This window comes from Klebsiella sp. GB_Kp056, assembly GCF_040064755.1.
In the GTDB taxonomy this organism is placed as follows: Bacteria; Pseudomonadota; Gammaproteobacteria; order Enterobacterales; family Enterobacteriaceae; genus Klebsiella; species Klebsiella quasipneumoniae.
This window is the reverse complement of sequence record NZ_JBEAJA010000071.1, coordinates 1-21330: the sequence shown is the minus strand read 5'-3', so window position 1 is coordinate 21330 and position 21330 is coordinate 1. Positions and strand designations below refer to the sequence as shown.

Below are 21330 nucleotides of genomic sequence, written 5' to 3'. Positions count from 1 at the left end.
CAAATGGTTCATTATGCCTGAAACACAATAACAACACCCTCTGTACCCGAGACAGGAACCGACTATGAGCTCATATAGCCCTAACCCGACGGCCGCCGCCCAGCCAGCCGTCACCGCGCGCCGCTCCCGGCGGCGCATCGGCATTCTTGCGCTGCTGGCCATCGGCACCATGATCAACTACCTCGATCGCACCGTGCTGGGGATCGCCGCCCCAAAGCTGACCGGTGAGCTGGGGATCGACCCTGCGCTCATGGGGATCCTCTTCTCCGCTTTCGCCTGGACCTACGCTCTGGCGCAGATCCCCGGCGGACTGTTTCTCGACCGTTTTGGCAACAAAGTGACCTATTTTCTGTCGCTGACCCTGTGGTCGCTGTTTACCCTGTTCCACGGCATGGCGGTGGGGCTGAAGACGCTGCTGCTGTGCCGTTTCGGGCTTGGCGTCAGCGAAGCGCCGTGCTTTCCGGTGAACAGTCGGGTGGTCAGCGCCTGGTTCCCGCAGCAGGAGCGCGCGAAGGCCACGGCGGTGTACACCGTGGGGGAATACCTCGGGCTGGCCTGCTTTGCCCCGCTGCTGTTCTGGATCATGGACGGCTTCGGCTGGCGGGTGCTGTTCGTCAGCGTCGGCGTGGTCGGCATTCTTTTCGCCCTGGTGTGGTGGCGCTGCTACCGCGAACCGCATGAAGACCCTCGTCTCAGCCAGCAGGAGCGCGAGCATATCGAAAACGGCGGCGGCCTGAGCGCCCCAGCCGACCAGCAGGTGGCGTTCAGCTGGCCGCTGGTCCGCCAGCTGCTGAGCAAACGTCAGATCATCGGCGCCAGTATCGGCCAGTTTGCCGGCAATACGGTGCTGGTGTTCTTTCTCACCTGGTTTCCCACCTGGCTGGCCACCGAACGCCATATGCCGTGGCTGAAGGTCGGTTTCTTTTCCATCCTGCCGTTTGTCGCCGCCGCCGGCGGGGTGATGTTTGGCGGCTGGATCTCCGACAAGCTGCTCAAAGCCACCGGGTCGGCCAACCTGGGGCGTAAGCTGCCGATCGTCGCCGGCCTGCTGATGGCCAGCTGCATCATCTCCGCCAACTGGCTGCAGAGCGACCTGGCGGTGATCCTGGTGATGTCGTTTGCCTTTTTTGGCCAGGGGATGGTGGGCCTCGGCTGGACGCTGATCTCCGACATCGCCCCGAAGGGGCTGGGCGGGCTCACCGGCGGCCTGTTCAACTTTTGCGCCAACCTCGCGGGGATCCTCACCCCGCTGGTGATCGGCTTTATCGTCGCCGGGTTCGGCAATTTCTTCTACGCGTTGATCTACATCGGCGGCGCCGCGCTGCTGGGCGTGGCGGCCTATCTGTTTATCCTCGGCGACGTCAAACGTATCGAGTTATCGCAGTAAGCAAAGGAGCAAGGCATGGTGATTAGTGGGAATACGCGGCTGATAGCGCATCTTGGCTATCCGACCGCCAGTTTTAAGGCGCCGATGATCTACAACCCGTGGTTTGTCGACCAGCAGGTGGACGTGAAGGTGGTGCCAATGGGCGTCAGGCCGGAGGACTATGCCGCGTTTATTCCGCCGCTGTTTACGATGACCAATATCATCGGCGCGCTGGTGACGATGCCGCATAAAATCGCCACCTGCGATCTGGTGCAACGCCTGAGCCCGACGGCGGCTATCGCCGGCGCCTGCAACGCCATCCGTCGCGAGGCGGACGGCAGCCTCTCCGGGGACATGTTCGATGGCGACGGCTTTGTGCTGGGCCTGCGCCGTAAGGGATTTCAGCCTGTGGGGACGCGGGCGCTGGTGGTCGGCAGCGGCGGGGTGGGGTCGGCTATCGCCGCCTCCCTTGCGGCTGCAGGGGTCAGCGCCCTGACCCTGTACGATACCCGTCCCGAGGTGGCGCACGCTCTCGCTGGACGGCTGCATCAGCACTATCCCCAGCTCGATATCACTCTGATGCAGCACGATCCTGCCGGACACGAGCTGGTGGTCAACGCCACGCCGCTGGGAATGAAGGTCAGCGATCCGCTGCCGCTGGACGTAGACCGTCTGGCGCCAGGCACCTGGGTGGGGGAGGTGGTGATGACCCAGGAGTATACTCCGTTGCTGAGAGCCGCCCAGGCGCGACAGTGCCACATCCAGCGCGGGACCGACATGCTGTTTGAAATGATCCCTGCCTATCTGCGCTTTTTCGACCTGCCGGTAGCCACCCCCGAACAGCTGCGGGCGCTGGCGGAAATTCGCTACTGACGCGACGCCCATCCGGCCGCACCGCGCAGTGTGGCCGGCTTTATCATCACGTTATCTGCAGGCGGTTTCTCACACGCCAGCGGACGTTCAGGGCATTTCGTACCACACTTCTTCATCCTCCATGCGGGCTTCTATCTGGCCCGCCACCCTCTGCAGCGCGGAGAGATGCTTCTGCGCCGCCTGCTCAATGGTCATGGCGCTGGCGATATAGACCAGGTTGAGGCAGCCGATGACCCGCTGCTGGCTGCAGACCGGCACGGCGATAGAGGCGATTTTCTCCTCCTGCCGCCAGCCGCGGAAATTTTCGCCATAGCCGTTCTGGCGGGTGCGGGCGAGGATCGCCGCCAGCCGTTCCGGTTCGCGAGCCAGCTGATATTCCGCTTCCGGACGGGCGGCCAGCATGCTGAGTATGGCGTCGCGCTCCGCGTCGGGGGCAAAGGCCAGCCACGTCAGACCGGAGGCGGTGAGCAGCAGCGGCAGCCGCCGTCCGACCATCGCCCGGTGAAACGACAGCCGACTGAAGCGGTGGGTGGTTTCGCGCACCACCATGGCGTCGACGTCGAGGGTGGTGATATCCGTCGGCCACTGGACCTCGCGCAGCAGCTCCCCGAGCAGCGGCGTGGCGAGGGCAGAAATCCAATGTTCGTCACGAAATCCGTCGCTCAGCTGGCGGACGTTAATGGTCAGACGAAAGCTGTCATCGGAGCGGCTGCGGCGGACAAAACCTTCCTCCTGCAGCGTCTCCAGCAGCCGGCGCACGGTGGTGCGATGCAGGCCGCTAAACTCCGCCAGCAGGCCGGGCGTCGCGCCGCCGTCGAATTTATTTAACAATTTTAATAACAATAAACCCCGGCTTAATCCGCGCACCGTTTTGTACTCAGTGGCCCCATCACCACGCATAAATCCTTCCTTAAAACGCTTTATAAACAGAGATGTGCACCTGGTGCACATTCAGCGATGTTTTGATTGTAGCCGAAAACACCCGCCCTATACTCAGCCCATTATAAAAATACGTTTACACATGATTAACAAATTGCCTGTCAGCCGGGCAGTTTCCGAGTCGTGAGGTCGCTAAGAATGACAACATCTACACCCGATATTCAACCCGCCGTGCAGCATACCGCCCAGGTCGCCATTGCCGGCGCCGGTCCGGTAGGCCTGATGATGGCCAACTACCTTGGCCAGATGGGCATCAGCGTGCTGCTGGTGGAAAAGCTCGACAAACTGATCGATTACCCGCGGGCCATCGGTATTGACGATGAATCGCTGCGGGCGATGCAGGCGGTGGGGCTGGTGGATGACGTGCTGCCGCACACCACGCCGTGGCACGCCATGCGCTTTCTGACCCCGAAGGGCCGCTGCTTTGCCGACATCCAGCCGATGACCGATGAGTTTGGCTGGTCGCGGCGCAATGCCTTTATTCAGCCGCAGGTGGATGCGGTGATGTATCACGGCCTGCAGCGTTTCCCGCAGGTCCGTTGCCTCTTCTCCCGCGAGGTGGAAGCCTTTAGCCAGAGCAGTGACGGTGTCACGTTAAATATTAAAGGACCGGACGGCGAGCGGGAGACAGTGCGCGCTGACTGGCTGGTGGCCTGCGACGGCGGCGCCAGCTTTATTCGCCGCACGCTGAACGTCCCTTTCGAAGGCAAGACCGCGCCGAACCAGTGGATCGTCATCGATATCGCCAACGATCCGCTGGCCACCCCGCACGTCTACCTGTGCTGCGACCCGGTGCGGCCCTACGTTTCCGCCGCGCTGCCCCACGGCGTGCGCCGCTTTGAATTTATGGTGATGCCCGGGGAAACCGAAGCCCAGCTCAGCGAGCCGCACAATATGCGCCGTCTGCTGAGCAAAGTGCTGCCGGACCCGGATCGCGTCGAGCTGATCCGCCAGCGGGTCTACACCCATAACGCGCGCCTTGCCGAGCGCTTTCGCATTGACCGGGTGCTGCTGGCCGGCGACGCCGCGCACATCATGCCGGTCTGGCAGGGCCAGGGATACAACAGCGGCATGCGTGACGCCTTCAACCTGGCGTGGAAGCTGGCGCTGGTGGTCAACGGCAAAGCGGGAGAGGCGCTGCTTGACAGCTACCAGCAGGAGCGTCGCGACCACGCGAAGGCGATGATTGATCTGTCGGTCACCGCCGGTCACGTGCTGGCGCCGCCGAAGCGCTGGCAGGGCGCGGCGCGCGATGGCCTCTCCTGGCTGCTGAACTACCTGCCGCCGGTGAAACGTTACTTCCTCGAAATGCGTTTTAAGCCGATGCCGCAGTATCGCGAAGGGGCGCTGCTGACCGACGGCGCAGGCAAAGCCTCGCCGGTGGGCAAAATGTTTATTCAACCCCAGGTGACGCTGGAGAACGGCGAGAGTCTCCTGCTCGATGAGGTTATCGGGGCGAATTTCGCCATTATCGGCTGGGGCTGCAACCCGCAGTGGGGGCTCGACGCCGGGCAGATCGCCCGCTGGCGCGCGATAGGGGTGCGCTTTATCCAGGTCGTGCCGGAGGTGCAGATCCATCGCGAGCAGGATAACGTCCCGGGCACGCTGCGGGTGGGGGATAAGCAAAACCGTCTGAAGAGCTGGTTTGCGCAACATAACACCGCCATCGCCGTGGTCAGGCCGGACCGCTTTGTCGCCGCCCTCGCTATCCCGCAAACCCTCGGCGCGCAGCTGACCGCCCTGGCGGAAAAAATGACCCTTGCGGCCGGGGATACCGGCCACGCTGAAGAGAAGGTGGCCTGATATGCATGCCTATTTACACTGCCTGTCGCACACCCCGCTGGTGGGATTCGTTGACCCGGAGCAGGCGGTCCTCGATGAGGTGAACGGGGTGATTGCCGACGCCCGGCGGCGGATCGCTGAATTCGATCCCGAGCTGGTGGTGCTCTTCGCCCCCGATCACTACAACGGTTTTTTCTATGACGTGATGCCGCCGTTCTGCCTGGGCGTCGGCGCCACCGCCATCGGCGACTTCGCCAGCGCCGCCGGCGACCTGCCGGTGCCCACCGAGCTGGCGGAAGCCTGCGCCCACGCCGTGATCAACAGCGGTATCGACCTGGCGGTGTCGTACAACATGCAGGTGGACCATGGCTTCGCCCAGCCGCTGGAGTTTTTGCTGGGTGGGCTGGATCGCCTGCCGGTGCTGCCGGTGTTTATTAACGGCGTCGCCGCGCCGCTGCCGGGGTTTCAACGCACCCGGCTGCTGGGCGAGGCGATGGGCCGCTTCCTCAACACCCTCAATAAGCGGGTGCTGATCCTCGGCTCTGGCGGGCTTTCGCACCAGCCGCCGGTGCCGGAGCTGGCGAAGGCGGACGCCCATCTGCGCGACCGCCTGCTCGGCAGCGGCAAACAGCTGCCGCCGGACGAACGCGAGCTGCGCCAGCAGCGGGTGATCAGCGCCGCCCGGCGGTTTACCGAAGACCAGCGCTCGCTCCATCCCCTCAACCCGGTCTGGGACAACCGCTTTATGAGCCTGCTGGAGCAGGGGCGGCTGAGCGAACTGGACGCGATCGGCAACGACGAGCTGTCGGCGATGGCCGGCAAATCGACGCACGAAATTAAGACCTGGGTGGCCGCCTTTGCCGCGCTATCCGCTTTTGGCCGCTGGCGCAGCGAAGGCCGCTATTACCGGCCGATCCCCGAGTGGATCGCCGGATTCGGCTCGCTGAGCGCCACCACCGAGATTTGATTAACCGGGAGACTAACATGAGCTATCAACCGCAAACCCAAGACGCCACCAGCCGATTCCTCAACGTCGACGAGGGAGGCCGCACGCTGCGCATCCATATCAATGACTGCGGCGACGGGGAAGAGACCGTGGTGATGCTGCACGGCTCCGGGCCGGGGGCCACCGGCTGGGCCAACTTCAGCCGCAACATTGACCCGCTGGTCGAGGCGGGCTATCGCGTGCTGCTCCTGGACTGTCCGGGGTGGGGGAAGAGCGATTCGATCGTCAACAGCGGTTCGCGTTCGGATCTCAACGCCCGCATTTTGAAAAGCGTGGTCGATCAGCTGGGGATCGATAAAGTCCATCTGCTGGGCAACTCGATGGGCGGTCACAGCGCGGTGGCCTTCACCCTGAGCTGGCCGGAGCGGGTGGCGAAGCTGGTGCTGATGGGCGGGGGAACCGGCGGCATGAGCCTGTTCACGCCGATGCCGACGGAAGGCATCAAACTGCTGAACGCCCTGTACCGCGAGCCGACCATTGAAAACCTGAAGAAGATGATGAGCATTTTCGTCTTCGACACCCGTGACCTCACCGACGCGCTGTTCGAGGCGCGGCTGAACAATATTCTGTCGCGCCGCGACCATCTGGACAACTTCGTCAAGAGCCTCGAAGCCAACCCGAAACAATTCCCTGACTTTGGCCCGCGGCTCGGCGAGATCGCTGCGCAAACTCTCATCGTCTGGGGACGCAATGACCGCTTCGTGCCGATGGACGCCGGACTACGCCTGCTCGCCGGGATCGCCGGCTCTGAGCTGCATATTTACCGCGACTGCGGCCACTGGGCGCAGTGGGAACATGCCGACAGTTTTAATCAGCTGGTGCTCAATTTCCTCGCACGGGCTTAAGGAGTGATGATGACTATTTCTCTTGACGCGCTGGCGCAGCAGTTGCGCGACGCCGAACGAACCGGCCAGGCGATCGCCCCGCTGCGCGATATCCTCGGCGTCGACAACGCCGACGCCGCCTACGCTATCCAGCGCATGAACGTTCAGCACCACGTGGCCCATGGCCGACGGGTGGTGGGCCGCAAGGTGGGCCTGACCCATCCCAAAGTGCAGCAGCAGTTGGGGGTCAACCAGCCGGATTTCGGCACCCTGTTTGCCGACATGTGCTACGGCGACAACGCCGATGTGCCGTTTGGCCGCGTGCTGCAGCCCAAGGTGGAGGCCGAGATCGCCCTGGTGCTGAAACATGATCTACCCCATGCCGATACCACTTTTGATGAGCTGTATAACGCCATCGAATGGGTGCTGCCGGCGCTGGAGGTGGTGGGCAGCCGCATTCGCGACTGGTCAATCGGCTTTGTCGACACCGTCGCCGATAACGCCTCTTGCGGCCTGTACGTCATCGGCGGCCCGGCGCAGCGACCGGCGGGTCTGGATCTGAAAGCGTGCGCCATGCAGATGACCCGCAACCAGGAGCTGGTCTCCAGCGGCCGGGGCAGCGAGTGCCTGGGGCATCCGCTGAACGCCGCGGTGTGGCTGGCGCGCAAGATGGCCAGCCTCGGCGAACCGCTGCGGGCGGGGGATATCGTGCTGACCGGGGCGTTAGGCCCGATGGTGGCGATTAACGAGGGGGACAGCTTTGTCGCCCATATTGAAGGTATTGGCTCAGTCGCGGCACGCTTCGTCGCCGCCGGAGAAGGACATCGTGATGCGTAAACGTAAAGTCGCCATTATCGGCTCCGGGAATATCGGCACCGATTTAATGATTAAAATTCTGCGCCACGGCCAGCAACTGGAGATGGCGGTGATGGTCGGCATCGATCCGCAGTCGGATGGCCTGGCCCGCGCCCGGCGCATGGGCGTCGCGACCACCCACGAAGGGGTGGGCGGCCTGATGCAGATGGCGGAGTTTGCCGATATCGACTTTGTCTTCGACGCCACCAGCGCCGGCGCGCACGTCAAAAACGATGCCGCGCTGCGCGAAGCGAAGCCAGGGATCCGCGTCATCGACCTGACGCCGGCGGCGATTGGCCCGTACTGCGTGCCGGTGGTCAACCTTGAGGCCAATCTCCACCAGGGCAACGTCAATATGGTGACCTGCGGCGGGCAGGCCACCATCCCGATGGTCGCCGCGGTCTCGCGGGTGGCGAAGGTGCATTACGCGGAGATCGTGGCCTCCATCGCCAGTCAATCCGCCGGGCCGGGGACGCGAGCGAATATTGACGAATTCACTGAAACCACCTCGCAGGCGATTGAAAAGGTCGGCGGCGCGGGCAAGGGCAAGGCGATTATCGTGCTGAACCCGGCGGAGCCGCCGCTGATGATGCGCGATACCGTGTATGTGCTGAGCGAGATGGCGTCCCAGGAGGCGATTGCCGCCTCGATCGCCGAGATGGCGGCGGCGGTGCAGGCTTACGTGCCTGGCTACCGGCTGAAGCAGCAGGTGCAGTTTGAGGTTATCCCCGAGGATAATCCGGTCAACCTGCCCGGCGTGGGCCGTTTTTCCGGACTGAAAACCGCGGTTTACCTCGAAGTGGAAGGGGCGGCGCACTATCTGCCGGCGTACGCCGGCAACCTCGATATTATGACCTCGGCGGCGCTGGCGACGGCGGAGAAAATGGCCGGGGCAATGAACAGCGCGGCGGGAGCGACAGCATGAACGGTAAAAAACTCTACATTTCGGATGTGACGCTGCGCGATGGTATGCATGCGATTCGTCACCAGTATTCCCTGGCGCAGGTGCAGCAGATTGCCGGCGCGCTGGATAAGGCGGGGGTGGACTCTATCGAAGTCGCCCACGGCGATGGCCTACAGGGATCGAGCTTCAACTACGGCTTTGGCGCCCACAGCGATATCGCCTGGATTGAAGCGGCGGCGGAGGCGGTCAGCCAGGCGAAAATCGCCACCTTGCTGCTGCCGGGCATCGGCACCCTACACGACCTGAAAGCCGCATATCAGGCCGGGGCGCGGGTGGTGCGGGTCGCCACCCACTGCAGCGAAGCGGACGTCGCGGCGCAGCATATTGCCTTTGCCCGCGAGCTGGGGATGGACACCGTCGGTTTTCTGATGATGAGCCATATGATCTCCCCGCAGGCGCTGGCGCAGCAGGCGCTGAAGATGGAATCCTATGGGGCGACCTGCATCTACGTGGTGGATTCCGGCGGGGCGATGAACATGAACGACATTCGCGATCGCTTCCGCGCGCTGAAGGCGGTGCTGAAGCCGGAGACCGCCACCGGGATGCATGCCCACCATAACCTGAGCCTCGGGGTGGCTAACTCTATCGCCGCGGTGGAAGAGGGCTGCGACCGGATCGACGCCAGCCTGGCCGGGATGGGGGCGGGGGCGGGCAATGCGCCGCTGGAGGTGTTTATTGCCGCCGCCGACAAGCTCGGCTGGCGGCATGGCACCGACCTCTACGCGCTGATGAATGCCGCCGACGAGCTGGTGCGGCCGCTGCAGGACCGCCCGGTGCGCGTCGACCGCGAAACGCTGGCGCTGGGCTACGCCGGGGTTTACTCCAGCTTCCTGCGCCACAGCGAAGCGGCGGCGGCGCGCTATGGCCTCAGCGCGGTGGATATTCTCGTCGAGCTGGGCAAACGGCGTATGGTCGGCGGCCAGGAGGATATGATCGTCGACGTCGCGCTGGATCTGCTTAAACGCCAAAAATAACAACGGGCGGCTGACCATGCATCAGCCGCCCATCACCTGCTCCGTTTGTCCGGCTATCGCAAAGGTACCCTATGACCAAGATAACGACCGCAAACTCCTCGCGCCTGGTGGTCACCATCGGGCTCTGTTTTATGGTGGCCCTGATGGAGGGGCTGGATCTGCAGGCGGCGGGGATCGCCGCCGTCGGCATGGCGCAGGCCTTCGCGCTGGATAAAATGCAGATGGGCTGGATCTTCAGCGCCGGGATCCTCGGCCTGCTGCCCGGCGCGCTGGTGGGCGGCATGCTGGCGGACCGCCACGGGCGCAAACGCATCCTGCTGGGCTCGGTGCTGCTGTTTGGCCTGTTCTCGCTGGCCACCGCGGTGGCCTGGAGCTTCCCGACGCTGCTGCTGGCGCGCCTGCTCACCGGCGTCGGGCTGGGGGCGGCATTGCCGAACCTGATTGCCTTAACCTCGGAAGCCGCTGGCCCCCGTTTTCGCGGCCGGGCGGTGAGCCTGATGTACTGCGGGGTGCCCATTGGCGCCGCGCTGGCGGCGGCGCTGGGGTTCTCTGGCCTTGCCGCGGCCTGGCAGACCATCTTCTGGATTGGCGGCGTGGTTCCGCTGCTGCTGATCCCGCTGCTGATGCGCTGGCTGCCGGAATCGCAGGCGTTTCAACGCGTGGAGACCAGCGTGCCGCTGCGCACCCTGTTTGCCCCGGGGCATGCCGCCGCCACGCTGCTGCTGTGGCTGGGCTATTTCTTCACTCTGCTGGTGGTTTATATGCTGATCAACTGGCTGCCGATGCTGCTGGTAGGCCAGGGATTCAGCGCCAGCCAGGCGGCGGGGGTGATGTTCTCTCTGCAGATCGGCGCCGCCTGCGGCACCCTGCTGCTGGGGGCGCTGATGGATAAGCTTACTCCGTTGCGCATGTCGCTGCTGATATACAGCGGCATTCTGGCGTCGCTGCTGGCGCTGGGCAGCGCGTCGTCGCTGAGCGGGATGCTGCTGGCGGGGTTTGTCGCCGGGCTGTTCGCCACCGGCGGCCAGAGCGTGCTCTACGCGCTGGCGCCGCTCTTCTATCCCGCGGCGATCCGCGCCACCGGGGTCGGCACCGCCGTGGCGGTGGGACGCCTCGGGGCGATGAGCGGTCCGCTGCTGGCCGGCAAGATGCTGGCCCTCGGCACCGGCACCGTCGGGGTGATGGCGGCCTCAGCGCCGGGCATTGTGCTGGCCGGCGTGGCGGTATTCTGGCTGATGCATCGCCAGCAGCGCGCGGCCATTGTCTGAAGCCTGTCCGGCGGTCCGGCGAAAAAATGCCGGGCCGCCGCCTTGCCTCTGCGCGTGCCCTGGCCTAAGGTAAGACATCATTCTCTGTCGCTTATCGTCTCTATGGCTTACCGCTCCCGCTTGCTCGACGCTATCCCTGGCATCCGCCACGCGTTTCTCGATGTCCACGAAACCGCCGCCTTTCCCTATGCCGAAATGGCGCCGGTGAAGCTGGTCCATGGCAATGAGGTTCATCATTATCAGCAGCCGCTGCCGACGCGCCCGCATGCCGACGCGGTGTTTACCGCCGTCGCCGGGCAAAAGGTGGGGGTGGTAACCGCCGACTGCCTGCCGATACTGATCGCCTCGCGCGACGGTCGCTTCATCTGCAGCGTGCATGCCGGCTGGCAGGGGCTGGCCAGCGGCATTATCGACAACAGTCTGGCGACTTTTCGCCAGCAGGGGGCGGCGCTGGCCGATCTGGTCATCGCCGTGGGGCCGCATATTCACCCTTGCTGTTACGAAGTCTCCGCCGGATTTTATCAGCAACTGCTGGACCAGCCCGGCGGTGACCGGGTGGCCCGGCACCGCCAGCGGCTGTTCCATTCCCGTTCTGGCCCGGTCAGCGATCCGCTCAAAGCCGCGGCGCGCGGCAGCGATAATCTGTGGTTTGATCTGCGCGCTTTCGCTGAAGCGATCTTCGCAGAGGCGGGGGTGGCGTCAACGAGCGTTGAATGGCTGGGGAGCTGCACCTATTGCACGCCGCAGTCGCTGGGCTCCTACCGGCGCCGGACCCATTTTCCGGCGCCGAAGAGCTTTCAGTACTCGTGGATCATGCGTGAGGCCTGAGTCGCGCTGGCGTTAGATCACCCGAAAACCATGGGTGCCGTCGCGGGCCAGCTGATCCACCAGGCCGTACTCCCACTCCAGATAGGCCTGCATGGCCTCTGCGGAATTATCGGTCCCTTCATAGGGTCGGCGATAGCGATCCCGGCGCTCGACAGCGAGGCCGGCGTCGCCATGGGCCAGCGGCAGACCGGCGGCGATCCACGCCAGCGTCCCGCCGCGCAATACCTGTACCGGCTTACCGGTTAAGGCCGCCACCTCGGGCGCCGCGTAGCGGGCCAGCAGGCTGCTGCCGCAGGTCACCACGTAACGTTGAGCGGGAGGGATCGCTTCCAGGGCCTGGCGCAGCTGCGAGCGCGTCAGCCACCACGCGCCGGGGATATGGCGGGCGACAAAGTTGGCGCTGGTGGTGAAATCGAGCACCACCGTACCGGGGTCGTCCAGCTGTTGCGCCAGCTGCGCCGGGCTTATCTCCTCCGCCTGCGGGGCGGGGGGCACTTCGGCGGCTGGTACCCCGCGCTCGCTCAGCTGGCTGGCCGACAGGGCGTTCAGCCGCGCCGTCTCCCAGCCCATCTGCGCCAGCCACGAGCCGGTTATCGCCGCCCGGACGCCATCGTCATCCAGCAGCACCATTCGCGCCCCTCGTACGCTGGCGAAGTGATCGGTCTCCTGCACCAGCTGGCCGCCTGGCGCGCTCAGGCTGCCAGGATAGTGGCCCGCCGCGTACTCCTCAGGGCTGCGCACATCAAACAGGAAGGTGGTGCGGTCGCTCTGCTGCAGCCAGCGTTGCAGGGTCGCCTCATCAATGACCGCCACCCCGGCCCGTTCGGCGAGATGCGCCACCTCGGCGGCCCGGGCGCCAGAGGCGCGGGCGGAGGGATCGTATTGCCGCTGCTGCTGGTGCGCCAGCGCCTGGCCGGCCAGCGTCCAGCCGATAGTGCCATTGCGCAGGGCATGGACCGGGTTCGGCACGCCGGCGTTGATCAGCGACTGGGTGCCGATGATGCTGCGGGTGCGTCCGGCGCAGTTGACGATCACCGGCGTTTGCGGGGAGGGCGTCAGGCTCTCCACCCGCAGGGCCAGCTCGCCGCCGGGCACGCTGATGCTGCCGGGGATGCTCATGGTCTGGTACTCATCGAAGCGCCGGGCGTCGACGATCACCACCTCCTGTCGGCTGTCGATGAGCGCCTGAACTTCCCGGGCGCTGAGCGACGGCGTGTGACGCACGCTTTCCACCAGCTCGCCAAAGGCTTTACTGGCGGAGTTGACGTCCTGAAACAGCTCGCCGCCGCTGCGGCGCCAGCCGGCGAGACCCTCGGCCAGAAGGGCCACATCCTGATAGCCCCAGGTCCGCAGCCGTTCGACGGCGATCTCCGCCAGCCCTTCGCCATTGTCGTAGACGGTGATCGGGGTGGTGAAGCGCGGTATCCGCCGGCGCACCTCCAGCTCCAGTTTGCTGAGCGGCAGATTGACGGCAAACAGCGGATGAGCGGTGGCGAAATCGGCCTCTTCACGGACGTCGATGAGCGCCAGTTCACGACGGTCGAGCAGCGCCTGGCGGATCCCGGCGGCCTGTCGGTAAGCGTAAGTGGACATAATGGTTATCCTTGGTGTTCGCGGGAGGGATCCCAGATGTTGGGCACATGGCGGTTGGCGTAGCCGGAGATAAACGGTTTTTGCTGGCCTTCCGGGGTATACACCGCGCGCTTCACCGCGCCGATGTTGCCGCCGTAAACATGAATGCTGATGGAGACGCGATCCGCCAGCGCATTGCTGACGCGATGAATATCGCCATCGTCAACGGAGACTTTCTCCACCTGGCCTGCCTGCAGGAGCGTGGCGGCGCCCAGCGGCCGCGGTATGCCGTCTGCATCCAGCTGGTAGCGTTGATTCTCCTCCGCGCCGCGCAGCATACCCATGGCCCCCCATATCCGGTGGTCATGGATCGGCGTCGCCTGTCCCGGCCCCCAGACGAAGCTGACGATCGAGAAGCGCTCCCCGGAGTCGGCATGCAGCAGATACTGCTGGTAATGGTGCGGGTGCGGCAGGGTGTACTCTTCCGGCAGCCAGTCGTCGTGACGTACCAGCGCCGCCAGCCGTTGGGCCACGGCGTCAAGCAGCGGCGCGGTCTGGTGGTGTTCACGGTGCAGGCGATCAACCTCATGAATAAAATGGCGTAATTTTTCCAGTCGTGGTCCAGTCATGTGCGGTTCCTGTCAGAGGGACTGGTCAAAACGCTAACAGAGGCGTTAATATTATTTAAATGCAATTTACGCATATATTAATATGCAAATTACACATAAGGATCCTATGCGCATCGACGATATTGACGCTCTGCTGGCCACGGTGCAGTTTTCTTCCCTTAATCAGGCGGCGGACTATCTGGGGATCACCCAGTCGGCTATCACCCGGCGCCTGCAGCGTCTGGAGCAGGAGCTGAACGTCACGCTGTTGGCGCGTCAGACCCGCCCGCTGACCCTGACCGCCGCCGGTCAGCGGGTGTACGAGCAGTGCCTGAGCATTAAGCGCGAGACGAAAAAGCTCTACAGCCTGTTGGATCCGCAAGGCGAGCCGCGCGGCGCGCTGCGTCTCGGCGTACCGCAGAGTATCAGCGAGATCGCGCTGCCGGCGGCGCTGGCGGCGCTGAGCCAGCAGTTTCCCGCACTGTCCCCACAGGTCGCCTGCGGCTGGAGCGGAGAGCTGCAGCGTCGGCTGGAAAACGGCGAACTGGACGGCATGCTGGCGATGGGCCCCGCCCAGCAGACCCTCGCCGAGGGCTACAGCGGGCGGCTGCTGTGTCCCCTGGAGGTGGTGCCGATTGCCGCCCGGCGTCTGAATCTGCGGGCGTCGTCGCTGCGGGAGTGCGTCGAACAGGGCTGGATCCTTAACCCCGACGGCTGTGGACTGCGCGCCGGGCTCATCCGCGAGCTGCAAAGCCAGGGGCTGCGCCTGAAGCTTAACGTCGAGAGCGCGGGGGCCCAGCTGCAGATGGCGCTGGTGGCGCAGGGACTGGGGCTGGGTCTGGTGCCGCGGGCGGCGCTGGCGGCCAGCCCGTGGCGTGACGAGCTCGAGGTCGTCAACCTCAGCGACTTTCAGCCTGCGGTGTCGCTGTGGCTGATCCACGCCCGGTATCTGGCAAACCTGCAGTCGCCGCTGACCTTTTTCGCCAGCAAAGTGGTGCAGCAGCTGACAGTATCCGATTGAAAACACTATGTATTTTTGTTTAATGCCAGTCTTGCATATTAAGATATGATAAAAATGCATTTTGTTCATTAACACACCCTGTATAGGGTAATGACCAGCGCCGCCGTCGCGGCCACTCCATTACCCTGACGCAAGGAGTTGTTCATGAGCATTCAGTTTCTCGGCATGATTGGCCATCGCCTCTCTTCCGAAACGATTGCCCCGGTGGGGCCGATCTTTGACCGCGACTATATCGTTCGCTTTGCGCAAACCCATGAAGCCGCCGGGTTCGATCGCCTGCTGGTGGGTCACTGGTCCGATCAACCCGACGGCTTTCTGGTGACCGCCCTGGCCGGACTGTCGACGCAGAAAATTCAGTACCTGCTGGCCCATCGCCCCGGTTTTGTCTCGCCGACCCTTGCCGCGCGCAAATTCGCCACCCTTGAGCATCTGCTGGGGGGCCGACTGGCGGTGCATATCATCAGCGGCGGCAATGACGCCGAGCAGCGCCGGGACGGCGATTACCTCGACCACGACCAGCGCTATGCCCGCACCGACGCCTTCCTTGACGTCGTACGCCAGGTGTGGACCAGTGAGCAGCCGGTAGATATTCACAACGATTTTTATCAGGCCGAACAGGCCTGGTCAGCCATTCGTCCGCTGCAAAAGCCGCATCTTCCCATCTACTTCGGCGGTTCGTCGGAAGCGGCCATCGCTGTCGCTGGCAAACACGCTGACGTCTTCGCCCTGTGGGGCGAGTCGCTGGCGCAAACCGGCGAGACCATCCAGCGCGTGCGCGCCGAAGCGGCGAAACACCAGCGTGATATTGGCTTCAGCGTCTCGTTCCGGCCGATTATCGCCGACAGCGAAGCCGAGGCCTGGGAGAAAGCCGAGCATATCCTGCACGTCGCCACCGAGCAGGCGGCGCAGCGCGGGAGCGGGTTCAAGGCCAAACCGGACAGCATCGGCGCCCAGCGGCTGCGGGCCACCGCCGCGCAGGGCAGAGTGGTGGACAAACGCCTGTGGACCGGCATCGCCCAGCTGGTGGGCGGCGGGCATAACTCCACCGCGCTGGTAGGCACCCCGGAGCAGGTGGCCGATGCGCTGCTCGACTACTACGACCTCGGGGTGCGCAACTTCCTGATCCGCGGATTCGACCCGCTGAACGATGCGGCAGACTACGGCCGGGCGCTGCTGCCGATCGCTCGTGAAAAAGCCGCGCGGCGTGCGGTGGCGGAGCGCGCATCGTGATCCATCCTGAGCGCGACGACTGGGCGCAGCAGCTGACGGCGGTACGCCAACAGATGGCGGAGCAGGCGGCCAGTCTTGACGCCAGCGGCGACTTTCCCTGGCGCAATATCGACCCGCTGCGCGCGGGGGGCTGGTTAAGCCTCGCCGTGCCGCGTGCTTACGGCGGCGCGGGCGCCAGCCTGGCCCAGCTGCAGCAGGCCATCGCCGCCATCGCCTGGGGTGAGCCGGCGACGGCGCTGATCGTCTGCATGCAGTATCTGCACCATTTGCGGCTGGCGGAAAACGACGCTTGGCACGCGCCGCTGCGCCAGCAGGTTTTTCATGATGCCGTCGAACACGGCGGCCTGATCAACAGTCTGCGCGTTGAGCCGGATCTGGGCTCCCCGGCGCGGGGGGGGGGGGCGGGCCCCCGGGCGCGCCGCCGCGCGGACGGCTGGGACATCAACGGCCATAAAATCTATACCACCGGCATTGAAGGGCTGCGCTGGCTGGCGGTTTGGGCGAGAAGCGATGAGAACCCGCCGCGGGTGGGCACCTGGCTGGTGCCTGGCGACAGCCCGGGGATTAGCGTGGTGAAAAGCTGGGATCACGCCGGGATGCGGGCTACCGGCAGCCATGAGGTGATTTTTCGCCACGTGCGGGTGGCGGCAGAGCATGCGGTGGATGTCTGGCCGGTCGATGCGCCACCCGCCGCCCAGGCGGAACCGTTGCGCCTGTTCGCCAACCGACAGACGGCATTGCTGGCGGCGATCTATGACAGCATCGCCCGCGCCGCTCACGACTGGCTGGTGGGGTGGCTGGCGGGGCGGGTGCCCGCTGGTCTCGGCCATCCGCTTTCCCGCCTGCCGCGGGTGCAGGAGAAGGTCGGGCAGATCGCCGAACTGCTGTTGGTTAACCGCAGTCTGCTGGAGCAGGCCGCCGCGCTGCGCTTTTCCGCCATCGAGGCCAACCTGGCGAAAGTCACCATCACCGACAACGCCATTCAGGCGGTGAATATCGCGCTCGAGCTGACCGGCAATCATGGCCTCAGCCGACAAAACCCGCTGGAACGCCACTACCGCAATGTGCTCTGCGGCCGGGTGCATACCCCGCAGAGCGACAGCGCCTGGCTGGCAGCCGGCCACTTCGTCTTTCAATCACAAGGATAATCACGATGCGTCTATCATTCTCAGGCCGGGTGGCGGCAGCGCTGATGCTGCTGGCGCTGGGCGGTTACGCGACGGCGCAGGAGCGGCTTACCCTGCGCATCGCCGATCAAAAAGGCGGCATGCGTTCGCAGCTGGAGGCGGCCAACGCCCTGCAAAACCTCCCCTACGACATTAAGTGGGCCGAATTTCCGGCCGCCGCGCCGCTGGCGGAAGCCCTTAACGCTGGCGCGGTGGACGCGGGGATCATCGGCGATGCGCCGCTGCTCTTCGCCCTGGCTAACGGCGCGCCGGTAAAAGCGATCGCCGTGGACAAAAGCAACCCGGCGGGGACCGCGGTGCTGGTTTCTCCCGGCAGCGCGATAAAAACCGCCGCCGGGTTAAAAGGCAAGCGCATTGCCACCGGCAAAGGGTCGATTGGCCATTTCGTGGCGCTGAAAGCCCTCGAGCAGGCGGGGATTTCACCGAAGGAGGTGCAGTGGGTGTTCCTCGGTCCGGTGGACGCCAAAGTGGCGTTGCTTAACGGTTCGGTGGACGCCTGGGCGACCTGGGAGCCCTACACCACCCAGATGGTGAAGACCAACGAGGGGCAGATCCTGGTGAGCGGCAAAGGGTTGCTGCCGGGGAATACCTTCCTTGCGGCAACGGATTCAGCGCTTAACGACCCGAAAAAGCGCGCCGCGCTGCAGGATTATCTCCAGCGCCTGGCCGGCGCCGAGCGCTGGGCCTACGCCAATCTCGACAGCTACGGCAAAACGCTGGGGGAGATCATCCGCTTCCCGGCGGAGATCGCCCGCGCGCAGTTTGCCAACCGCCAGTCGCAGTGGCAGCCGCTGGCGGAGGAAACGGTGACCCAGCAGCAGGCGACGGCGGACTTTTATCTCGCCAACGGCCTGATCCGCACCCGGCTGGACGTGAAGCCGACCTTTGACCCCAGCTTTAGCGTGCCCGCCGGGCCGGCCCACGCGGAGGTAACGCCATGACCCCGTCCGCTTTTTCCCGTCGTCGTTTTTTACAGCTCAGCGGTGGCCTGGCGCTGGCCGGGGTTTCCCTGCCGCTGTGGGCTCACGATATGGCGGAGATGGCCAGCGGCGATGCTCATCCGCCGCTGCGCCTGCCGCAGCCGTACAAGATCAAGCTGGCGATCAACAAAAGCGCGGTTTGCCTCGCGCCGGTCGCCGTCGCCGAGCAGCAGAAGATTTTCAGTAAATATAACCTCGACGTTGAGTTTGTTAACTTCGGCAACTCCACCGATGTGCTGCTTGAGGCGATCGCTACCGGCAAGGCCGACGCCGGGGTGGGGATGGCGCTGCGCTGGCTGAAGGCGCTGGAGCAGGGCTTTGACGTCAAGCTCACCGCCGGGACCCATGGCGGCTGTCTGAACCTGCTGACGGCCAAAGCGTCGCCGTTCAACGGCCTTGAGAGCCTGAAAGGGCAAACCATCGGCGTCACCGACATGGCCGGGCCGGATAAAAACTTCTTCGCCATCCTGCTTAAGCGCCACGGTATCGATCCGATAAGCGACGTGCAGTGGAAAGTCTACCCGGCGGATCTGCTCAGCGTGGCGCTGGATAAGCGCGAGATCGCCGCCATCAGCGGCAGCGAGCCGTTCAGCTATCGGCTGCTGGAGACCGGCAAGTATCAGCTGATCGCCAGCAATATGACCGGGGACTATGCCAATCTGAGCTGCTGCGTGCTGGGGGTGAGCGGGAGCCTGGCGCGGGACCATAAACCGGCCGCCGCGGCGCTCACCCAGGCAATCCTTGAAGCGCACAGCTATGCCGCCGAACATCCGGAAAGCGTGGCGCAATCTTTCCTCGCCCATGCGCTCAACACCAGTGAAGCGGAGGTAAGCGGCATTCTGCACGGACAGGGGCACGGCCACCACGCGGTGGGGGAGGCGTTCGTGAAAGAGCTGACGCAGTATGCGGTCGACCTGCAGCGGGTGCAGGTGATCAAACCGGGCACCGATCCCCATCAGTTTGCGGAGAGTATCTATGCCAACGTATTCGCCTGAGCAGGCGCTGGCGCGCCCAACCGGCCGCGCGCCGCTGTGGGGAGAAGGGCTGCTGGCCGCCGCGCTGTGGCTGCTGGGCGGTCTGTTCACCCTGACCTGGCCCGATGCCGGGCGGCGCTGGCCGTTTAGCGAGGGCTGGGCGCTGGCGCAGTTCGCCTTCGGCGGCGGCTTGCTACTGCTGGCGCTGAGCTATCGCTACTGGCGAGCGCGCGGCGCGCGCGTGCTGCATGCCGGCAAGTGGCTGGCGCTGCTGCCGGTGCTGTTCGCTGCCTGGGAAGGGCTGACCGCCAAGAGCGGCGTGCTGCCGGTGCCGTTTTTCGCGCCGCCGCAGGCGCTGATCGAGGTGCTGCACGACGACTGGCCGCGTCTGCTCGACAGCCTGCTGCACTCCCTGGGGCTGCTGGGGCTTGGGGTGCTGCTCGGCACCAGCAGCGGGTTCGTCACCGGTCTGGCCATTGGCTGGTCGCAACGGATAGGCTACTGGGTCCATCCGGTGTTACGCCTGCTGGGGCCGGTGCCGTCCACCGCGCTGCTGCCGCTGTGCCTGTTTATCTTTCCGTCAAGCTTCGGCGCCAGTGTGTTTTTGATTGCGCTGAGCACCTGGTTCCCGGTCACGGTGCTGACCTGGTCCGGGGTCATCGGCATTGACAAGGCGTGGTACGACGTGGCGCGGACGCTCGGCGCCAGCCAGCGTTTCCTGATCCTGCGGGTAGCGATCCCCGCCGCGCTGCCGAACGTCTTTGTCGGCCTGTTTATGGGGCTTGGCGCGTCGTTTTCGGTGCTGATTGTGGCTGAAATGGTCGGGGTGAAGTCGGGGATCGGCTTCTACCTCCAGTGGGCCCAGGGCTGGGCGGCCTATCCCAATATGTACGCCGCGCTGCTGGTGATGGCCTTGCTGTGCTCCGGCCTGATCAGCGGATTATTTATGCTGCGCGATAAGCTGCTGAGCTGGCAGCGGGGAGGGATGCAATGGTAACCGCGACGTCAGGTTCGCAGACGATAGCGCGCGGCGCGGCGGTATCGATAAGCCATCTTCATCACGCGTTTACGCTCGGCAAACAGGCGGTGCCGGTGCTGGAGAATATCAGCCTGCAGCTGCGGCCAGGGGAAAGCGTGGCGCTGCTGGGCCCTTCCGGCTGCGGTAAATCCACCCTGCTGCGGCTGCTGGCCGGGCTGGAAGCCCCGCAGAGCGGACAGATGCAGTTCGACGGCGCGCCGCTCGGCGCTCCGGGGCCGGAGCGCATACTGGTGTTTCAGGACCCGACGCTCTATCCGTGGCTGACGGTGCGGCAGAACGTGCTGCTGGGCCCGCAGGCGCAGGGCAAAAGGGGGCTGGAAGCAAAGGCCGACGCGCTGATTGACCGCATCGGTCTGCAGGCCTTCAGCGAAGCGTGGCCGCGGCAGCTGTCAGGGGGGATGGCGCAGCGCGCCGCGCTGGCGCGCGCGCTGTTGAACGAGCCGCGCCTGCTGCTGCTCGACGAGCCGCTGGGCAAGCTGGACTCGCTGACCCGCATCAGCATGCAGCGGGAGCTGATCGCCCTCTGGCAGCAGCAGGGGTATACCAGCCTGCTGGTGACTCACGATATCGAAGAGGCGCTGCTGCTGTGCGAGCGGGTGCTGGTGATGTCGCCGCGTCCGGGGCGGATTATCGCCGAGTTCGCGCTGCCGCTGGCCTTTCCCCGCCACCGCGATAACCCGCAGCTGCTGCAGCATCGTCAGGATATATTGCGCATCCTCGGCCAGGAGGCGGACTGGTAGGGTAAACGCACTCCCCGGTGGCGGCTGCGCCTTACCGGGCCTGGGAACTCGAGAGGAAGGGGGAAGACCGCAGGCCGGTGCAAGCGCAGCGCCGCCCGGCAATGAACATCCGGTGCCAGACGCCTGTTTTTGCCCGGTGGCGGCTGCGCCTTACCGGGCCTACGAACTGCGACAAATGTCACGGAAACGTAGGCCGGAGCAAGCGCAGCGCCGCCCGGCAATGGGCATCCGGCGCCAGGCGCCTGTTTTGCCCGGTGGCGGCTGCGCCTTACCGGGCCTACGAACTGCGACAAATGTCAC

Annotated in this window: 19 protein-coding genes and 1 pseudogene; 17 read left to right on the top strand and 3 right to left on the bottom strand. The window is 64.8% G+C overall.

Translation table 11 applies throughout. From position 1 onward, the window contains the following. Positions 1 to 64: 64 nt before the first annotated feature. Positions 65 to 1387, top strand: coding sequence for an MFS transporter (locus ABLV52_RS24225; RefSeq protein ID WP_023290068.1), 1323 nt, complete (start codon positions 65 to 67; stop codon positions 1385 to 1387). 15 nt (positions 1388 to 1402) lie between these two features. Next, positions 1403 to 2239 (top strand): shikimate dehydrogenase, encoded by an 837-nt coding sequence (locus ABLV52_RS24220; protein WP_117145466.1) that lies wholly within the window; start codon positions 1403 to 1405, stop codon positions 2237 to 2239. Positions 2240 to 2326: 87 nt separating this feature from the next. Here ABLV52_RS24220 and ABLV52_RS24215 read toward each other — a convergent pair whose 3' ends face one another. Continuing rightward, entirely contained in the window at positions 2327 to 3139 is an 813-nt protein-coding gene (locus ABLV52_RS24215) for a DNA-binding transcriptional regulator (protein WP_348891019.1), read from the bottom strand. 177 nt (positions 3140 to 3316) lie between these two features. Between ABLV52_RS24215 and ABLV52_RS24210 the strand changes: the two genes are divergently transcribed. The 8 genes from ABLV52_RS24210 to ABLV52_RS24175 all read left to right on the top strand — a co-directional run bounded on the left by ABLV52_RS24210 (position 3317) and on the right by ABLV52_RS24175 (position 11679). Then, complete coding sequence (locus ABLV52_RS24210; RefSeq protein ID WP_049014417.1) at positions 3317 to 4981, top strand: bifunctional 3-(3-hydroxy-phenyl)propionate/3-hydroxycinnamic acid hydroxylase; 1665 nt, start codon at positions 3317 to 3319, stop codon at positions 4979 to 4981. A gap of 1 nt (position 4982) precedes the next feature. Continuing rightward, positions 4983 to 5927, top strand: a complete 945-nt coding sequence (mhpB, locus tag ABLV52_RS24205) for a 2,3-dihydroxyphenylpropionate/2,3-dihydroxicinnamic acid 1,2-dioxygenase (RefSeq protein ID WP_023290064.1) — start codon at positions 4983 to 4985, stop codon at positions 5925 to 5927. A gap of 17 nt (positions 5928 to 5944) precedes the next feature. After that, positions 5945 to 6811, top strand: a complete 867-nt coding sequence (gene mhpC / locus ABLV52_RS24200; RefSeq protein WP_348891018.1) for a 2-hydroxy-6-oxonona-2,4-dienedioate hydrolase — start codon at positions 5945 to 5947, stop codon at positions 6809 to 6811. 9 nt (positions 6812 to 6820) lie between these two features. Next, positions 6821 to 7627 carry a 2-keto-4-pentenoate hydratase gene (mhpD, locus tag ABLV52_RS24195; RefSeq protein ID WP_348891017.1) on the top strand — a complete coding sequence of 269 codons (807 nt, stop codon included), beginning with the start codon at positions 6821 to 6823 and terminating at the stop codon, positions 7625 to 7627. Then, a complete protein-coding gene (mhpF, locus tag ABLV52_RS24190; RefSeq protein WP_032453227.1) occupies positions 7620 to 8570 on the top strand; it encodes an acetaldehyde dehydrogenase in 951 nt (316 codons plus the stop codon). Before mhpD ends, mhpF begins: the two co-directional genes overlap by 8 nt. Beyond that, complete coding sequence (mhpE, locus tag ABLV52_RS24185; RefSeq protein ID WP_348891016.1) at positions 8567 to 9583, top strand: 4-hydroxy-2-oxovalerate aldolase; 1017 nt, start codon at positions 8567 to 8569, stop codon at positions 9581 to 9583. Before mhpF ends, mhpE begins: the two co-directional genes overlap by 4 nt. Positions 9584 to 9654: 71 nt before the next feature. Continuing rightward, on the top strand, positions 9655 to 10851 hold the full coding sequence (gene mhpT / locus ABLV52_RS24180; RefSeq protein WP_048297717.1) for a 3-(3-hydroxy-phenyl)propionate transporter MhpT: 1197 nt from the start codon (positions 9655 to 9657) through the stop codon (positions 10849 to 10851). Between the two features lie 102 nt (positions 10852 to 10953). Continuing rightward, complete coding sequence (locus ABLV52_RS24175; protein WP_023290058.1) at positions 10954 to 11679, top strand: polyphenol oxidase family protein; 726 nt, start codon at positions 10954 to 10956, stop codon at positions 11677 to 11679. Positions 11680 to 11691: 12 nt separating this feature from the next. Here the strand turns inward: ABLV52_RS24175 and ABLV52_RS24170 are convergent, their stop codons facing one another. Together ABLV52_RS24170 and ABLV52_RS24165 are read right to left on the bottom strand one after the other, a co-directional pair. Further along, on the bottom strand, positions 11692 to 13272 hold the full coding sequence (locus tag ABLV52_RS24170) for a rhodanese homology domain-containing protein (RefSeq protein ID WP_348891015.1): 1581 nt from the start codon (positions 13270 to 13272) through the stop codon (positions 11692 to 11694). A gap of 5 nt (positions 13273 to 13277) precedes the next feature. After that, positions 13278 to 13880 carry a cysteine dioxygenase gene (locus ABLV52_RS24165; protein ID WP_348891014.1) on the bottom strand — a complete coding sequence of 201 codons (603 nt, stop codon included), beginning with the start codon at positions 13878 to 13880 and terminating at the stop codon, positions 13278 to 13280. Positions 13881 to 13986: 106 nt separating this feature from the next. On the opposite strand from ABLV52_RS24165, the gene ABLV52_RS24160 reads away from it, so the two are divergent. The 7 genes and pseudogenes from ABLV52_RS24160 to ABLV52_RS24130 all read left to right on the top strand — a co-directional run bounded on the left by ABLV52_RS24160 (position 13987) and on the right by ABLV52_RS24130 (position 21030). Next, positions 13987 to 14880, top strand: a complete 894-nt coding sequence (locus ABLV52_RS24160; protein ID WP_131095977.1) for a LysR family transcriptional regulator — start codon at positions 13987 to 13989, stop codon at positions 14878 to 14880. Positions 14881 to 15024: 144 nt separating this feature from the next. Beyond that, positions 15025 to 16120 (top strand): annotated as a pseudogene (locus ABLV52_RS24155) (LLM class flavin-dependent oxidoreductase). After that, entirely contained in the window at positions 16107 to 17258 is a 1152-nt protein-coding gene (locus tag ABLV52_RS24150) for an acyl-CoA dehydrogenase family protein (protein WP_348891013.1), read from the top strand. The pseudogene ABLV52_RS24155 and the gene ABLV52_RS24150 overlap by 14 nt, the downstream one beginning before the upstream one ends. A gap of 5 nt (positions 17259 to 17263) precedes the next feature. Next, positions 17264 to 18238, top strand: a complete 975-nt coding sequence (locus ABLV52_RS24145; protein WP_032453217.1) for an ABC transporter substrate-binding protein — start codon at positions 17264 to 17266, stop codon at positions 18236 to 18238. Then, positions 18235 to 19272 carry an ABC transporter substrate-binding protein gene (locus ABLV52_RS24140; RefSeq protein WP_348891012.1) on the top strand — a complete coding sequence of 346 codons (1038 nt, stop codon included), beginning with the start codon at positions 18235 to 18237 and terminating at the stop codon, positions 19270 to 19272. Before ABLV52_RS24145 ends, ABLV52_RS24140 begins: the two co-directional genes overlap by 4 nt. Next, a complete protein-coding gene (locus tag ABLV52_RS24135) occupies positions 19253 to 20248 on the top strand; it encodes an ABC transporter permease subunit (RefSeq protein ID WP_348891011.1) in 996 nt (331 codons plus the stop codon). The genes ABLV52_RS24140 and ABLV52_RS24135 overlap by 20 nt, the downstream gene beginning before the upstream one ends. Then, positions 20242 to 21030, top strand: coding sequence for an ATP-binding cassette domain-containing protein (locus ABLV52_RS24130; RefSeq protein ID WP_065881373.1), 789 nt, complete (start codon positions 20242 to 20244; stop codon positions 21028 to 21030). Before ABLV52_RS24135 ends, ABLV52_RS24130 begins: the two co-directional genes overlap by 7 nt. Positions 21031 to 21330 lie beyond the last annotated feature (300 nt).

Bases quoted from the DNA above. Each gene is read 5' to 3' on its own strand.
- ABLV52_RS24165 (WP_348891014.1), bottom strand. From the start codon at position 13,880: ATGACTGGACCACGACTGGAAAAATTACGCCATTTTATTCATGAGGTT.
- mhpF (WP_032453227.1), top strand. From the start codon at position 7,620: ATGCGTAAACGTAAAGTCGCCATTATCGGCTCCGGGAATATCGGCACC.
- ABLV52_RS24160 (WP_131095977.1), top strand. From the start codon at position 13,987: ATGCGCATCGACGATATTGACGCTCTGCTGGCCACGGTGCAGTTTTCT.
- mhpB (WP_023290064.1), top strand. From the start codon at position 4,983: ATGCATGCCTATTTACACTGCCTGTCGCACACCCCGCTGGTGGGATTC.
- ABLV52_RS24130 (WP_065881373.1), top strand. From the start codon at position 20,242: ATGGTAACCGCGACGTCAGGTTCGCAGACGATAGCGCGCGGCGCGGCG.
- ABLV52_RS24225 (WP_023290068.1), top strand. From the start codon at position 65: ATGAGCTCATATAGCCCTAACCCGACGGCCGCCGCCCAGCCAGCCGTC.
- mhpE (WP_348891016.1), top strand. From the start codon at position 8,567: ATGAACGGTAAAAAACTCTACATTTCGGATGTGACGCTGCGCGATGGT.
- ABLV52_RS24175 (WP_023290058.1), top strand. From the start codon at position 10,954: ATGGCTTACCGCTCCCGCTTGCTCGACGCTATCCCTGGCATCCGCCAC.
- ABLV52_RS24215 (WP_348891019.1), bottom strand. From the start codon at position 3,139: ATGCGTGGTGATGGGGCCACTGAGTACAAAACGGTGCGCGGATTAAGC.
- ABLV52_RS24220 (WP_117145466.1), top strand. From the start codon at position 1,403: ATGGTGATTAGTGGGAATACGCGGCTGATAGCGCATCTTGGCTATCCG.
- ABLV52_RS24170 (WP_348891015.1), bottom strand. From the start codon at position 13,272: ATGTCCACTTACGCTTACCGACAGGCCGCCGGGATCCGCCAGGCGCTG.
- mhpT (WP_048297717.1), top strand. From the start codon at position 9,655: ATGACCAAGATAACGACCGCAAACTCCTCGCGCCTGGTGGTCACCATC.
- ABLV52_RS24140 (WP_348891012.1), top strand. From the start codon at position 18,235: ATGACCCCGTCCGCTTTTTCCCGTCGTCGTTTTTTACAGCTCAGCGGT.
- mhpD (WP_348891017.1), top strand. From the start codon at position 6,821: ATGACTATTTCTCTTGACGCGCTGGCGCAGCAGTTGCGCGACGCCGAA.
- mhpC (WP_348891018.1), top strand. From the start codon at position 5,945: ATGAGCTATCAACCGCAAACCCAAGACGCCACCAGCCGATTCCTCAAC.
- ABLV52_RS24135 (WP_348891011.1), top strand. From the start codon at position 19,253: ATGCCAACGTATTCGCCTGAGCAGGCGCTGGCGCGCCCAACCGGCCGC.
- ABLV52_RS24145 (WP_032453217.1), top strand. From the start codon at position 17,264: ATGCGTCTATCATTCTCAGGCCGGGTGGCGGCAGCGCTGATGCTGCTG.
- ABLV52_RS24210 (WP_049014417.1), top strand. From the start codon at position 3,317: ATGACAACATCTACACCCGATATTCAACCCGCCGTGCAGCATACCGCC.